Below are 14,816 nucleotides of genomic sequence, written 5' to 3' on the forward strand. Positions count from 1 at the left end.
GGCTGCGCATTGTTCATTATCGGCCCTGAGGTGGGGGGCGACATGGGGATTTGTGCGTTTTTTGGGCAATGGAGTCAGCGGTTGCGATGAACGACGATCCCCAGCGCGCGGACTCCCCGATCATTGATCTTGCCGGTCCCCTGCGGATCGTCGTGACGCTCGGTTTTCTCGCGGTTCTTGCCGTCACCCTGGCGCAGGTGTTTTTTCGCTACGTTCTCGGCCAGCCCTTGATCTGGAGCGAGGAACTTTCCCGCCTTCTTATCGTCTGGGTCGCTTTCGTCGGCGGCGCCGTGGTGTGCTGGGATGGCCGCCACCTCAACGTCGATGTCGCCTTCAACCGCTTTCCCCGCCGGTTGCGCGACGTCGTGCGGATCTTCAACATCGTCGTCGCCTTGGCGTTTCTCGGCGTGCTGGTCCATGCCAGCATCCCGATCGTTCGGTTCGAGAATTTCCAGGACATGAGCGTGCTGCCCTTGCCCGCCGGCGTCGTGCGGCTGGCGGCGACAGTTGGCGGCGCCCTGATGGCGATCGCCATCGTCGCCCGTGCGCTTTACCGCTTTCGCTGCGAACGCCGTCGCGATCCCGATTTCGGGCTGAACGATCCCATGTGAAGGAACCACTATGCTGGTCGCCGCCATTCTTTGCCTGCTTCTGGTTCTGCTGTTGGCCGGCATGCCGCTGGTTTTCGCCATGGGCGCCGTTTCGGCCGTCTACGTCTACTTCGCCCATATCGATCTGGGGTTGCTGGCCCAACGCTCGACCGCCTCGCTCGACAGTTTCCTCATTCTCGCCATTCCGTTCTTCTATCTGGCCGGCGAGTTGATGAACGCCTGCCGCCTGACCGACCGCATCGTCGATTTGTCGAAGGCCATCGTCGGCCATATCCACGGCGGCCTCGCCCAGGTCAACATCTTCGCCAGCATGATCTTCTCGGGGATGTCCGGCTCGGCCACGGCGGATGCCACGGCGCTGGGCTCCGTCCTCATTCCGGCGATGAAGCGCGAGGGCTATCCGGCCCCCTTCAGCGCCGCCGTGACGGTGGCCTCCTCGATGGTCGGGCCGATCATCCCGCCCAGCGTGGCGCTGGTCATCTACGGCACCCTGGCCAACGTGTCGATCGGCCGCCTGCTGCTGGCCGGCGTCGCGCCCGGGCTGGTGATCATCGCCGCCCAGATGGTCTTCACCTATTTCGTCGCCCGGGCCCGCAAATTTCCCCGCTACACGCGGGCGACGCTGCCGGAGTTGGGCGTGGCGGTGTGGCGCGGCGGTCCGGCGATCCTGTTTCCGGTCATCATCGTCGGCGGCATTCTGCTCGGCATCTTTTCGCCGACCGAGGCGGCGGCGGTCGCCGTCCTCTATGGCCTGATCCTGGGCGTCCTCTATCGCAACGTCAGCGCCCGGACATTCTGGAAGACCATCGAAACGGTGGCCATCGGCACGGCGCGTATCCTGCTCATCATCGCCGTCGCCTCGACCTTCAGCTGGATCATGGTGCGCGAGAAGGTGCCGCATACCGTCGCCACGGCGATTTCGACGGTTTCCACCGAACCCATCGTGGTGCTGGCGATCATCCTGGCCATGCTGGTTCTGGTCGGCCTGCTGATGGTCGCCTCGTCGGCGGAAATCGTCCTGACGCCGCTGCTGGTGCCGGTCGTGGTGCAGTTCGGCATCGACCCGGTCCATTTCGGCATCCTGATGGTGTTCACCCTGATCATCGGCGGCGGCACGCCGCCGGTCGGCATCCTGATGTTCATCGCCCAGGACATTGCCAAGATCTCGCACGGGCAGATGGTGAGGGCCATGCTGCCCTATTACGTCCCGCTGTTCGGGGCGCTGGCCATCCTGGCCATCTTCCCGCAGATCACCCTTTTCCTTCCCAGACTCGTGTTCGGGTCCTGACCCCACCCCATCCTGATACAGGGCTGAATGACGCCATGAACAAATCCCAAGCCGCCTCGCCGAAGCAGAAGCATCAACTGGCCGAGATGACGTTCGTCGAGTTCCGGGAGCGCATCGCCGGCGACCCGGTGATTCTGATCCCCCTCGGTTCGCAGGAAGAGCAGGGGCCGATGGCGCCGATGGGCGATTTCATGCTGACCCAGGCGATCGCCGGGCGCGTCGCCGAGGCCGCCGAGGCGATTGCCGCGCCGATCCTGCCGTTCGGCTATGCCGACTACTTCCGGCCGATACCCGGCGGCATCCAGTTGAAGCCCGAGACGTTCCGCGCCGTGCTCATGGACATCCTGGAAAATTTCCTCGACCACGACTTGAACCGACTCGTCATCCTCAACGGCCACAGCGGCAATTATCCGTTGATCGACCAGACGATCCGCCAGGTCAAGCGCACGCGCGGCGTCATCGTGCCCTGCGTCAACCTGTGGCGGCTGATGACGCCGGCCATGTGGCACGAACTGCACGGCGATTTCGGCCCGGCCGCTTTCGCCCACGGCGGCGATCCGATCACCTCGGTGTCGCTGCATCTGGTGCCCGAGCTGATGCGGATGGATCTCATCACCCGAGAAGAGGGCAAGGGCAAAATGATCGGCCTGCCCACCGTCGGCTTGGCCGGCGTGCGCTTTCGCGATGTCGAGGTGGCGGCGCCGGTCGACATTACGGATCGCTGCACCAATGGCATCGCCGGCGGCGATCCGACCCGTTCGAGCGCTGAAATCGGCCGCCAGATCACCGACTACATCGTCGAGTACTGCACCGCCTTCGTTCGCCATTTCGCGACGATCGATCCAACCACCGGCAATGGGGAGTTCTGACATGAAGGGAATTGCCACGCTTACGGCGCTCGCCGCCGTCGCCGCTTTCGCCGTCTCGGCCCCGGCCCAGGCTCAGGAAATCCGCTACAGCCTGTGGGCACAGCCGGGGGAGGCCCAGTACGACGGCGCGGTGGAATTCAAGCGCGTCGTCGAGGAAGGGTCCAAGGGACGCCTCAAGGTGACGCTCTATCCCGGCGACCAGTTGGGGACGCCGCGCGAACTGTTCGCCCAACTCGCTGTCAACACCACCCAGATCTCGGCCAGCGGCGATCCGGGGCTCAAGGAAATCGAATACCTGGCGCTGCCCTATCTGATGAAGGGCATCAAGAATTATGTGGCCTTCATGGACACGCCGTACGGCCAGAAGCTGAACGAGAAGCTGACCAAGGAGCGCCGGCTGCGCATCCTCGGCTTTATGCCGCGCAACCCGCGCCAGATCAGCGCCAACAAGGTCATCAATACAATGGCCGATCTCAAGGGGCTGAAGCTGCGTTCGCCCGAGCGCGACTACTATGTGAAGTCGCTCGCCGCCCTCGGCGCCAACCCGACGCCGATGGCCTTCGGCGAGGTGTACACCGGCCTGCAGACCGGCATCGTGGACGGCCAGGAAAATCCGATCGAGACCATCTACGCCCAGAAGTTCTACGAAGTGCAGAAATGCATCGCCATGGTCGACTACATCGACAAACCGGCCTACGTGGTGATCAGCGAACTGTTCTGGTCGAGCCTGTCGGCGGACGACCAGAAGCTGCTGCAACGCGCCAACGACGCTTCCAATGTGGCGATCGTGGCGGCGATGCCCAAGCAGCAGGAGCAGTACATCAAAGAGATGAAGGCGGCCGGCATCACCTTCACCTATCCCGACAAGAAGGAGTTCGTCGCCGCGACCCAATCGGTGCGCGATGAACTGGGCCTCAAGTCGTGGGGCAAGGAAGCCTACGCCGAGATCGTCAAGATCGGCCAACAGGACCTCTGAACCCGCCGTTTCAAGGGCACGGAGGGGCGAGGAGCGTCTCTCCGTGCCTGCGCCATCTCTCTTTCGAAGGTTTCCCATGACCCGTTCCATCGATGCCCTCGAACGCCGCGTGGGCGAGATCGTGGCCGAAATCGAGGACCGCCTCGTCGCCATCCGCCGCACCCTGCATGCCAATCCCGAACTGGCGTTCGCGGAGCACGAAACCGCCGCCCTGGTGGCCTCGTTTCTTGCCGATCTCGGCATCGAATATCGGGCCGGTATCGGCAAGACCGGCATCGCCGCCCTGGTCGGTTCCGGTCCCGGCAGGACTGTCGGCATCCGCGGCGACATGGACGCCCTGCCCATCGAGGAGCGCTCTGGCGCGCCCTATGCGTCGCGCCGGCCGGGCGTCATGCATGCCTGCGGCCACGATGCCCATACGGCGATTGCCTTGGGTGTCGCCGCGGTCATGGCCCGTCTGGGCGACGACTTGCCGGGGCGGGCCATGATGATCTTCCAGCCGGCCGAGGAAAGCCTGAACGGCGCCCGGGCGATGCTGGCCGACGGTCTGTTCGACGGCACGAAGCCCGACGTCATGCTGGGCTACCACAACTGGCCGCTTCTGCCCGCCGGCACCGTCGGTTGGCACCCCGACGTGGCCTTCGCCTCGTCCGACGGTTTCGACGTGACGATCACCGGCAAGTCGGGCCACGGCGCCCACCCCCATCTGGCCGTCGATCCCGTTGTTGCCATGGCGCATTTCATCAACGAGATCCAGATGATCGTCAGCCGCGAGATTGCCCCGTTGGCGGCGGCCGTGGTCACGGTCGGCCGGGTCCAGGGCGGCACCGCCCGCAACCAGATCCCTGATTCGGTCCACCTCGAGGGGACCATCCGGACCCTGCTTCCGGAAACGCGCGATCATGTGATGGCGGCCCTTGAACGCGTCGCACGCGGCACCGCCGAGGGGCATCGCGTCGTCTGTGAGGTGACGTTCGTTCCCGGCGTTGCGGCGGTGCGCAACGATCCCGCCGTGCTGCCCGTCGTACTGGCGGCGGCGCAGGACCGGCTGGGCGAGGAGCGGGTCATCTGCCTGCCGCAGGGTTCGATGGGCAGCGAGGATTTCGCCGAATACTCAAGCCGGGTACCGGCCGCCCATCTGAGGCTGGGATCGAAACGGGACGGCCTGGACACCATGCTGCACCGCAGCGACTTCGATCTCGACGAAGGTTGTATCGCCATCGGAGCCGCGGTAGTGAGCGCCGCCGCGCTGCGGCTGATGACGGCCTGAAGGCGGGGCACCCACGTTACGCACACCCCTAACCGGCCTCCGAAGCAGACGCATCCCTGCCGCCTCGTCGTCGCACCTCAACTCGTCGCCCCGGCCGCTCAGCCGTAGCTGGCGTAGCCGACCGGCGGCCGATAGCCCGACATCACCGATCCCGCCCGCACCATCGCCCGTTCGCCCTCGTCGCGGGTGATCAGCAGGGTGGTCTTCAGGCGGGTGTTGGCGCCTTCGCTGGCCAGCACCATCAGGCATGCCTCGCAGCTTTCGGTGTCGGGGAACTCGACGACGGCCATGCCGTCGAATTCGCCGATGGAGTAATAGAAGTCATCGAGCCGTCCGCCGAACGCCGCCACCGCCTTGTCCAGCTCGGCGGCCCGGTCGTGGGGCGTGTCGACCAGGGCTTTGACCTGGGGGTCCTTGTAGGTCCATTGGATGAGATAATGGGTCATGACGATCCTCCCGCAATCGCTGCATTGGCCAGGATCTGTTCGCACGCCATTATACGCCGAACGGACCGTCGGGGGCAGTCCGGACCGGCCGGAGGGGGGCGGAAAACGTCTTGGCGTTCCTCTTCCGGGGGATGCGTGCGGCGGCCTCTTTCGCTTTCAGGTTCGATCCCGCGCGCTTTCCTGGTAGAATCGCTTCCGTACGTGAGGGGGAATAACGACTTCGGGAGGCAGTGCGGCGCGCGTGCGAACCGTGGCGGGTGGTGTGTTGCCCGTCTGTCGGAGGACGCGACAATTGCCTGGTGGCGTGCGATGAGAACGACCGAGGACGTGGGCGAACTCGAACGCCGGGTCGAGGAACGGACCGCCGCGCTGACCCGCGAGGTCGCCGAACGCAGGGAGATCGAAGCCGAGCTGCGGCGGCGGGACGCCGTTCAGCGCACGCTCACCGAGACGACGGTCCGGCTGTTCGCGGCGTCCGACTGGACGGCCATCGTCGGCGACGTCCTCGATGCGATGGGCGAGGTGGTGGCCGCCGATCGCATCCATGTCTACGAAGCCGGCCGGGGCTCGAACGGTGGCTGGGCCGGCCGATTGCGGTTCGAATGGACGGCCTCCGGCGTGGCGCCGCAGATGGGCAATGCGCTGGCGCGGGAACTTCCGCTCGACTCGCCCGCCACCGAACGCTGGGTCACGGCGCTGAGCAGCGGCGAGACCCTGCACGCGCGGGCCTGCGAGATGCCCGAGGCCGAGCGGGAGCTGGCCGTGGCGCTCGACGTGCGGGCGATCCTCATGGTGCCCATTCTGGTCGACGAGACGTGGTGGGGCGCCATCGGTTTCGTCGATGCCCGCGGCGAGAGGACCTGGAACGACATCGACGTCCAGGCGCTGCGGGTGGTAGCCGGCGCGCTGGGCACCGCGATCCGCCGGGCCCGCCACGAGAAAGCCCTGCGCGACAGCGGCGAACGGCTGCGGGGCGCGGTGGAGAGCCTGCAGGAGGAATTCGCGCTGTTCGACGCCGAGGATCGCCTGGTGCTGTGCAACAGCGCCTTTCGGCGCCGCCATCCGGCGGCCGACCAGGCCCTCAGGGAGGGTTGGGACTACGAGACGCTGCTGCGTGCCGACGTCGAGGCCGGCCGCCTGGTGGAGGCGTTGGGGCAGGAGGAAGCGTTCATCGAGGAGCGGCTCGAACGCCACCGCAATCCGCAGGGGTCGATCCTGCGTACCTTTGCCGACGGTTCGGTATCGCTGATCAAGGAAAGCCGGACGGCGGACGGGGGGACCGCGCTGACCTTTGCCGACGTCACCCAATTGCAGCGGATCAACGCCGCCCTGGAGGCGGCGAAGACCGAGGCCGAGGCGGCGCGAGCCCTTTTGCAGGATGCCCTGGAAAGCACCACCGAGGCCTTCGCCCTTTATGACAGCGAGGGCCGGCTGGCGATCTTCAACAGGGCCTACCGGGAGCTATACCGGCATTCGCCGGAACTGTTGACGCCCGGCGTCAGCTTCGAAACGATCCTGCGCGACCGCCTTCGGCAAAACATGGTCCCCGACCTTGAGGGCGACGGCGAGACGTGGGTCCAGTGGCGGCTTCAAACCTTCCTCAGGGCCTCGGGCTCCATCGAGCGCGCCTTCCCCGGCGGCACCTGGTGGAAGGTGAACGAGCAGCGCACCGCCAACGGCGGCATCGCGCAGATTGCCACCGACATCACCGCCATCAAGGCGCGCGAGAAGGCGCTGGCGGAGGCCAAAACCGAGGCCGAGGCTTCCAAAGCCCTGCTGCAGGACGCGCTGGCCAGCCTGTCGGACTCCTTCGCGCTGTTCGACGACCGCGGCCGGCTGATCGCCTTCAACCGGGCCTGGGAAACCCTGTTCGCGGAGTCGTCCGACCTGCTTCGTGTAGGCGATACCTACGAAGACATTCTGCGCGAACGCGGCCGACGGGGCCTGATCCACGATTTCCCCGACGACCCGGATGGCTGGATGCGCTGGCGAATGGATATCTTCTGGAATGAGCGGGGACCGATCGAACGGATATTCCCGAACGGGCGCTGGTGGCGGTTCATCGAAAAGCGTACCACCGCCGGCGGCGTCGCCCAGATCGCCACCGAGATCACCGCCATAAAGGCCCGCGAGGAGGCCACCCAGCGACTGCAGGACGAACTGGCCCACGTGACGCGGGTCAGCACCATGGGACAGATGGCGACCGGATTCGCCCACGAGCTCAACCAGCCGCTGGCCGCCATCGTCAACTATGCCCAGGGTTGCCTGCGCCGCCACCGCTCGGGGGCCATCTCCGGAGACGATTTCGTGCGCGTCACCGAGCTGATCGTGGCGCAGGCCCATCGCGCCGGCGACATCATCCGGCGAATCCGCCGGTTCGTGCAGAAGGAGCCCCAGGAAATCCGCGCCATCGACGTCAACGCGGCGATCCGCGAGGCGGTCGGGCTGGTCGGCGGCGAAGCGCTGCGCCACGACGTGGACATCCGTCTCGACCTTGCCGACGGCCTGCCGGCGGTCGAGGCCGATCCCGTGCAACTTCAGCAGGTGATCCTCAACCTCGCCCGCAATGCCATCGAGGCGATCGGCGAAACGGCGGAACAGGGGGGGCGGCTTCGCCTGGCCACGCGCCTCTCCCCGCCGGAGCAGGTCGAGATCCTGGTGACCGACAGCGGACCGGGCATCGACGACGTCGTGCAGAAGAGCATCTTCGACCCGTTCTTCACCACCAAGGCGAGCGGCATGGGCATGGGACTGCCGATCTGCCGCTCGATCGCCGAATCCTTCGGCGGCCAGCTTGCCCTTCAGGCCAGCCGGCCGGGCGAGACGACCTTCCGGATGGCCGTCAAGGCCGTCGGCGAGCCGAGCGCGCCGGCCTGACGGCCGGTTTGACGGCGGCGGATGTTTTGCCCATGATCGGCCAGGCGCCGGCGGGGCGCCTTGGCGACGGACGGGGTGCCATGGGCAAGGAAATCGAGCGGAAGTTCCTGGTGGTCGGCGACGCCTGGCGGGGCTTGGTTCCCGGCACCCGCTACCGCCAGGGATACCTGTCGACGGTGAAGGAGCGGACGGTTCGCGTGCGCGTGGCGGGCGAGAAGGCCTTCCTCACCGTCAAGGGCCTGGCGGTGGGGGCGACGCGGGCCGAGTTCGAATACGCCATCCCGCCGGCCGACGCCGAGGCGATGCTGGATGCCCTGTGCGAACGGCCGATCGTCGAGAAGATCCGCTATCGCATTCCCTTCGCCGGTCGGACCTGGGAGGTCGACGAGTTCGGCGGCGCCAACGCCGGCCTGATCGTCGCCGAGCTCGAGCTCACCCACGAGGGGCAAGCCTTCGACCGGCCCGACTGGATCGGTCGCGAGGTGACCGGCGAGGCCCGCTATTTCAACGCCAACCTGGTGGCCCGGCCCTATTCGACGTGGAAGGACCGGTAGACGAGGTCGAGCCGCTGGCGGATGCGCTTGTTGTCGAGCTTGGTAACCTTCGTCTCCTCGACGATCCGCCATTCCGGACTGAGCCCGGCCAGGGCCTCGGCGACCTGCCATTTGTGGCGGAAGCTGCGTCCTTCGAGCGCCGCCACCGCCGCCGCCTGCCCGTCGCTCAGTCCGTTGGCCCTGAAGGCGGTCAGCCTGAGGGGGGCGAAGGAGATGCGGAACACGCGCGCGGTCTCCAGCACGGCGGCCTGCTCTCCCTCTGTGAAGGCGCGCCGGGCGCGCAGGGCGTCGCGCAGGCGGACGGCCGAGGCGAACTCCTCGCCGACGACGTCGTCGAGGGGAGTTGTCGCGATGCCCTGCGCCGCCAGGTGATCGATCACGGTCCGCGACAGGCTGTAGCCGGTCTCGGTGTGGACCTTCTGGTTGAAGACGTTCTGCAGGAAGAAGAGCGAGACGAAGCAGATCAGGGCGGCAATGATCGGCGTGGCTACCCAGCCGATTCCGATGTGGCCCAGGACCCGCCAGTGGATGTTCCGGCCACCGCGCAACAGGCCGATGCCCAGCACGGCGCCGACCACCGCCTGCGAACTGGAGACCGGCACCAGTGGAATGGTCGGCAGGCCGGATGTGGCCAACAGGTGCTCCAATCCTTCGGAGGCGAACAGGAACAGCACGATGGATTGGGCGACGACGACGACCCAGGCCGCCACCGGCGACAGCGGCACCAGTTCGGCGCCCACCGTCAGCATCACGCGCTTGGAGTACGTGAAGACGCCAACGGCGATGGCGATGCCGCCCAGCAGGAACAGCTGCTCGACGGAGGTGACGGTGAAGAGATCCTGGACCCTGAATTCGGTGAACGGCGACACCGGCACGAATACGCCCATGACGTTGGCGATGTTGTTGGCGCCAAGGCTGTAGGCGCCGAAGGCGCCGGCCACGATCAGGGCGAGGCGGGTGTAGGCGTCGAGCCTGAGCAGATGGAGCCGCACGCGGCCGAGGACGAAGGCAACCAGCTTGAAGAGCAGCGCGGCGACCAGCCCGGCCAGCAGGGGGCAGAGCACCCAGGTGGACAGAATCTTGGTCAGCGCGGCGGCGTCGGTGACCGATTCGGTGAACCAGTTCCAGCCGATGATGGCGCCTACGATGGCCTGAGACGTGGATACCGGCAGGCCGGCGACGGTCATCCAATAGACGGTGATCGCCGCCGCCAGGGCCGCCGCGAACGAGCCGGCCAGGGCGTTGATTTCGCCCAGCCGCTCCAGGGTCTGGGCGGCGCCGGCGCCGCTGATCACGGCGCCCAGGATGACGAAGATGCTGCACACGATGGCGGCCTGGGTGAAACGCACCATGCCGGTGCCCACCGCGGTGCCGAAGATGTTGGCGGCGTCGTTGGCGCCAAGCGACCAGCCCAGGAACAGGCCGCTGGTCAGGAACAGAAGAACGGTGACGTCCACGGGTTCGGACTCCGACTGTTCAACCGGTTGCGCCGCCGGCGGATTATCCGCGTGGCCCCGGTGGGCGGGGGCCCAATTCGGGCGTGCACGGGCAGGCGTTGGGCATTTGGGCGGGCGTGGGCGCGGCGAAGGTTTGGTAGACGATGGCGAGCCCCTCCTCGATCTGCCGGTTGTGAAGCTTGTTCACCGTGGTGCGGGGCAGCGGCTTCCAGTCCTCGGTCAGGCCGGCCAGCGCCTCGGCGACAGCCCATTTGCTTGGAAAGCGTCTTCCGGATAACTGCTGGATGGCCTTTTGCTGGGCGGGGGTCAGCCACGAGATCGACAGGGTCTCGACCTTCTGCGGGTCGAAGTGGATGGGGTTGATCTCGGCTAGGCGCAGCACCTCTCCCTCCTGTTCCCCGGTCAGGTTCACCCGGGCGCGCAGGGCGTCACGAAAACGCACCGAGGAGGAAAACGTCTTTTCCTGCAGGTCGGCCAGTGGCGCCGTCGGCAGGCCGGCCGTGACCATCCGCGCCTCGACCGGCGGGGTGATGGCGAACGAGATTTCCCGATAAACGGGGACGTGGAAAAGGTTCTGCAGCACGAAAAGGCCGAGCAGGCAGATGGTCCCCGAAATGAGCGGGCTCATCACCCACCCGGCGGCGATGCGGCCGATCGAGCGCCAGCGGATCTGGCGGCCCGAATGATAAAGGCCGATGCCGATCACGGCGCCCACCACCACCTCGGAACTGGAGACCGGCACCAGGGGCAGGGTGGGCAGCCCATGGCTGGCCAGGAAGTGCTCCAGGCCTTCCGAGGAAAACATCAATAGAACCAGGGAATGCGCCATGACGACGATCCACGCTGCGGTCGGCGACATGTCGAGCAGCTCGGAGCCGACGGTATGGACGACCCGGCGCGAATAGGTCAGCACGCCGACGGCCATGGCGATGCCGCCCAGGAGGAACAGCTGCTCGACCGGGCTCAGGGAAAACAGCCCGCCCATCGAGAGGGTGGTGAAGGGCGACACCGGCACGAACACGCCCATGACGTTGGCGATGTTGTTGGCGCCCAGGCTGTAGGCGCCGAAGGCGCCGGCCACCCACAGCCCGGCCCGCGTGTAGGCGTCGGCGCGCAGCAGGTGCGGGCGGTAGTGGCGCTTCACCTTGGAAACCAGCTTCAGAAGCAGGATGGCGAAGCCGGCGGCGATAACCGGGCCGGCGATCCAGGCACCCAGGATGTGGGTCAGGGTTCCGGGATCGGTCACCGACGCGGTAAAGACGTTCCAGCCGACGATCGCCCCGACGATGGCCTGGGTCGTCGACACGGGCAATCCCAGCCGGGTCATCCAGAACACCGCGATGCCGGCGGCCAGCGCCACCATGAAGGCGCCGCCGATGGCATTGACGGCGCCCAGCTTGCCCAGGGTGCCCGAGGGGCCGGCCCCGCTGATCACGGCGCCCAGCACGACGAAGACGCCGCACGTCAGGGCCGCCGTCATCCACGTGATCATCCGCGTGCCGATGGCGGTGCCGAACACGTTGGCCAAGTGGTTGGCGCCCAGCGCCCAGCCGAGGAACAGGCCGCTGATCAGAAACAGAGGGACCGAAATTTCCATCGGCCGAGCCGCGCTGCCCTAGAGGCTCCGCTTGATGGTGAAGATGGCCAGTTCGTCGGCCACGTCCTCGGCTTCGTTGGCGGCGGCGTCGACCCGCTCGGTGAAGTAGCGCAGGTGCAGCTTGCGGTCGAGCGGCAGGTCCGAGTCGAAGATGGCGGTCTTCAGCTTGGTGCTGATCTTGTCGCACTCGCCCTCGTAGAAGAGGACCTTGTGGTTGTGGTCGCGCACCGCCTCGATGTTGCGGAAGAAGGCGCGCGCCGCCATCACCAGGGAGTCGGTGCAGACGACGGCCGTTTCGCCGAGGCTGATGAAATCGCGCTTGAACTCCTCGGGAATGTCGGGCTTCTCGATGGAAAAGCGGTAGCAGTTGGCCTGGAAGGTACCGGTAATCCGGTCCATGTGTTCGAGCAGGCTCAGCACATCGGCCCGAAGATCCGGAATCAGCGTCTGCTCGTAGAGCTCGGCTTCGACGGTGCGCCGGAGTTCGTCGCCCCGCGATTCGGTTTCGCTGACATCCCGCACGGTCTCCGCGAATTCCTCCGAAACGCCGTCGGTCATGTAGATCTTGAGCCCGCGCAGGAACAGCAGGCCGGCTTCCGACACGGAATCGAGGAACTCCTCGATCTGGCGCTCCAGCGCCCGTGTCCGGCCGAACAGGGCGGTTTTTGAGCTCAATGCCATCGACAACACCTCTTCCCCAAGCAATTTTCCCCAGGAGGGCGCAACACCGTCAGGAAACGATTGGCCCGGTGCGACGTCGTGTCCGGCTTGCGGGGCCCAAATAAACAGGTGGCCGGGGCGTCCTTGTGAAGCCGCCGGCCCTGGTAAGCGGGCTCCGCCCACCTTGAAAAAAAACGGTAGAAAGCGGGGGAGGGGGTGTCAACACTATTTGAGTTGTTTTACATGAATAGTCGATGCCGGCTTCCGTCGGGAAAAGGGAAACCCGTTCCGCCGTGCGGCGGCAGGGACGGCGCGGAACCGGCCGTCAGTCGTCCTTCTTGACGATCCGCCGGGCGATCCGCAGGCTGCGCGCCCCCGAACGGATGGATTCGTAAAGAACCGATTCCGTGTCCCCAGGGTCCTCGGTCAATTCGAGAAGCCGCTTCAAATCCGGGTTGATGCGCTTGAGGATATCGCGGATTTCCTTCTCGGGTTTGACCTTTTCCTTGGAAGCGGTTTTGTCGGCGTTCATGGTTGCGGCTTTCTGGCTGTTGCGGGGGCAAGTAAATCTTGGATTGGCCGCGAAGTCAAACGGTCGCTGCAACCCACGCCTCGCCCACTATCCCGACCGTAGGCGCGCCGCGGTCGGCTTTTGGCCGGTAATCGGCAGCAATGCACGCTGGGATTACTCTCCGTGTGTCACAAAAGTGTAACATGTTCGTCAAAAAAGCAGAACTTATGCTGTGGAATATTACATATGCTTAAGGGGGCGGGGATGGAGATGGAGAATCTGCCGGACCAGCCCCCCCTTCCCGGCTTCCCTTGACGTCCGGCCGGGGATCACGGCTAACTTCCGAAGGCGATCCCAGACGGACGGTATGTAAAGGATGTCCCCTTTAGATCGGACTGCCATCGGCCTGTTGTTGCTGCCGGTTCCGGCCGTGCTCGCCATCCTTGTCGGGACCGACGCGCTGGCCGCCGGCCCGGCGGCGATCGGCGCCCTTTCGGCCTTGGGCGGCATCGCCCTGGGGGTGGCCAGGCTGCGCGGGCGGCTGGCCGAGGCCAGGCAAATCGAAAGCCTGAACGAGGCCGAACTGCACGAAGAGTTCGTGCGTCAGTCGCGGCTGGCCGAGTCCTACGAGATGATCCTCGATGCCATCCCCGAGCCGCTGCTGGTGCTGAGGCGCGACCGGCGCGTGTTGCACGCCAATCGGGCCATCGTCGATCTGCTCGGCCACGACCCCATCGACGCCGACCTGACGGCGGCGATCCGCCATCCCGAAGTGATCGCCGCGACCGCGGCCGTGCTGGCCGGGCAGGTCGAGGCGCGGACCATCGAATTCCAGCGCGGCGGCGCCATCGAACAGTCTTTGGTCGCCCGTTTGGTCGGCCTGCCGAAAGGCCGCACCGACGGGCCGGCGGCGGTTCTCGTGCTGCACGACCTGACGCTCATCCGCAAGGCCATGGAAATGCGCGCCGACTTCGTCGCCAACGTCAGCCACGAACTGCGTACGCCGTTGACCGCCATCGTCGGCATGATCGAAACCCTGCGCGGCCCGGCCAAGAAGGACGCGGAGGCCCGCGAGCGCTTCCTCGCAATGATGGAAGAGCAGGGCAGCCGCATGACCCGTCTGGTCGGCGACCTGCTGTCGCTGTCGCAGATCCAGGCCAACGAGCACACGCGCCCGACCGACTCGGTGCGCATCCAGGACATTCTGCCGACGGTGGCCCGGATGCTGGAACCGCATGCCGAGAAGAAGAAGGTCGCGTTCGCCATCGAGGCGGACTCCGACCTGCCGGCGGTACTGGGCGATGCCGACCAGCTCCAGCAGGCCTTCCAGAACCTCATGCACAACGCCGTCAAGTACGGGCGCGACGGCAGCGTCATTCGCGTGGTCGCCCGCCGGGAAGGCGGGGACGGCATCGCCGTTTCGGTGATCGACCAGGGCGAGGGCATCCCCGAGCAGCACCTGCCGCGCCTGACCGAGCGTTTCTATCGGGTCGACAAGGCGCGCAGCCGATCCCTGGGGGGCACCGGCCTCGGCCTGGCCATCGTCAAGCATATCGTCACCCGTCACCAGGGACGCCTCGCGATCGAGAGCGAGATCGGCGTCGGCAGCACCTTCACGGTGTCGCTGCCGGTTAAGCGCGAAGGCATCGCGCGCGACTGAGAATCAGGCGTCGTTGTCATAAAACGGCAATCTAATAGTC

General features: G+C 66.2%; 13 protein-coding genes. 8 read left to right on the forward strand and 5 right to left on the reverse strand.

Going from position 1 to position 14,816, the window contains the following annotated elements; all coding sequences use genetic code 11:
* Window positions 1–86: 86 nt before the first annotated feature.
* The 5 genes from ODR01_RS20565 to ODR01_RS20585 all read left to right on the forward strand — a co-directional run bounded on the left by ODR01_RS20565 (window position 87) and on the right by ODR01_RS20585 (window position 5,014).
* Window positions 87–611 (forward strand): TRAP transporter small permease, encoded by a 525-nt coding sequence (locus ODR01_RS20565; protein ID WP_316979580.1) that lies wholly within the window; start codon window positions 87–89, stop codon window positions 609–611.
* Window positions 612–621: 10 nt separating this feature from the next.
* Complete coding sequence (locus ODR01_RS20570) at window positions 622–1,899, forward strand: TRAP transporter large permease (protein ID WP_316979581.1); 1,278 nt, start codon at window positions 622–624, stop codon at window positions 1,897–1,899.
* A gap of 35 nt (window positions 1,900–1,934) precedes the next feature.
* Window positions 1,935–2,768, forward strand: coding sequence for a creatininase family protein (locus ODR01_RS20575; protein ID WP_316979582.1), 834 nt, complete (start codon window positions 1,935–1,937; stop codon window positions 2,766–2,768).
* A gap of 1 nt (window position 2,769) precedes the next feature.
* Window positions 2,770–3,744 (forward strand): TRAP transporter substrate-binding protein, encoded by a 975-nt coding sequence (locus tag ODR01_RS20580; RefSeq protein WP_316979583.1) that lies wholly within the window; start codon window positions 2,770–2,772, stop codon window positions 3,742–3,744.
* Window positions 3,745–3,820: 76 nt separating this feature from the next.
* Complete coding sequence (locus ODR01_RS20585; RefSeq protein ID WP_316979584.1) at window positions 3,821–5,014, forward strand: M20 metallopeptidase family protein; 1,194 nt, start codon at window positions 3,821–3,823, stop codon at window positions 5,012–5,014.
* A 98-nt stretch (window positions 5,015–5,112) separates the two neighbouring features.
* Here the strand turns inward: ODR01_RS20585 and ODR01_RS20590 are convergent, their stop codons facing one another.
* On the reverse strand, window positions 5,113–5,460 hold the full coding sequence (locus ODR01_RS20590; protein ID WP_316979585.1) for a GYD domain-containing protein: 348 nt from the start codon (window positions 5,458–5,460) through the stop codon (window positions 5,113–5,115).
* Window positions 5,461–5,769: 309 nt separating this feature from the next.
* On the opposite strand from ODR01_RS20590, the gene ODR01_RS20595 reads away from it, so the two are divergent.
* Window positions 5,770–8,337, forward strand: a complete 2,568-nt coding sequence (locus tag ODR01_RS20595; RefSeq protein WP_316979586.1) for a PAS-domain containing protein — start codon at window positions 5,770–5,772, stop codon at window positions 8,335–8,337.
* A 32-nt stretch (window positions 8,338–8,369) separates the two neighbouring features.
* Window positions 8,370–8,891 (forward strand): CYTH domain-containing protein, encoded by a 522-nt coding sequence (locus ODR01_RS20600; protein ID WP_316979587.1) that lies wholly within the window; start codon window positions 8,370–8,372, stop codon window positions 8,889–8,891.
* Here the strand turns inward: ODR01_RS20600 and ODR01_RS20605 are convergent.
* The 4 genes from ODR01_RS20605 to ODR01_RS20620 all read right to left on the reverse strand — a co-directional run bounded on the left by ODR01_RS20605 (window position 8,867) and on the right by ODR01_RS20620 (window position 13,137).
* A complete protein-coding gene (locus tag ODR01_RS20605) occupies window positions 8,867–10,348 on the reverse strand; it encodes an inorganic phosphate transporter (protein ID WP_316979588.1) in 1,482 nt (493 codons plus the stop codon). The two genes, ODR01_RS20600 and ODR01_RS20605, sit on opposite strands and share 25 nt — an antisense overlap.
* A gap of 43 nt (window positions 10,349–10,391) precedes the next feature.
* Entirely contained in the window at window positions 10,392–11,945 is a 1,554-nt protein-coding gene (locus ODR01_RS20610; protein WP_316979589.1) for an inorganic phosphate transporter, read from the reverse strand.
* Between the two features lie 18 nt (window positions 11,946–11,963).
* On the reverse strand, window positions 11,964–12,626 hold the full coding sequence (locus tag ODR01_RS20615; RefSeq protein WP_316979590.1) for a DUF47 domain-containing protein: 663 nt from the start codon (window positions 12,624–12,626) through the stop codon (window positions 11,964–11,966).
* Window positions 12,627–12,930: 304 nt separating this feature from the next.
* Window positions 12,931–13,137, reverse strand: coding sequence for a hypothetical protein (locus ODR01_RS20620; protein WP_316979591.1), 207 nt, complete (start codon window positions 13,135–13,137; stop codon window positions 12,931–12,933).
* A 355-nt stretch (window positions 13,138–13,492) separates the two neighbouring features.
* On the opposite strand from ODR01_RS20620, the gene ODR01_RS20625 reads away from it, so the two are divergent.
* A complete protein-coding gene (locus ODR01_RS20625) occupies window positions 13,493–14,776 on the forward strand; it encodes an ATP-binding protein (protein ID WP_316979592.1) in 1,284 nt (427 codons plus the stop codon).
* Window positions 14,777–14,816: the final 40 nt, after the last annotated feature.

This window comes from Shumkonia mesophila (assembly GCF_026163695.1).
Lineage (GTDB): Bacteria > Pseudomonadota > Alphaproteobacteria > Rhodospirillales > Shumkoniaceae > Shumkonia > Shumkonia mesophila.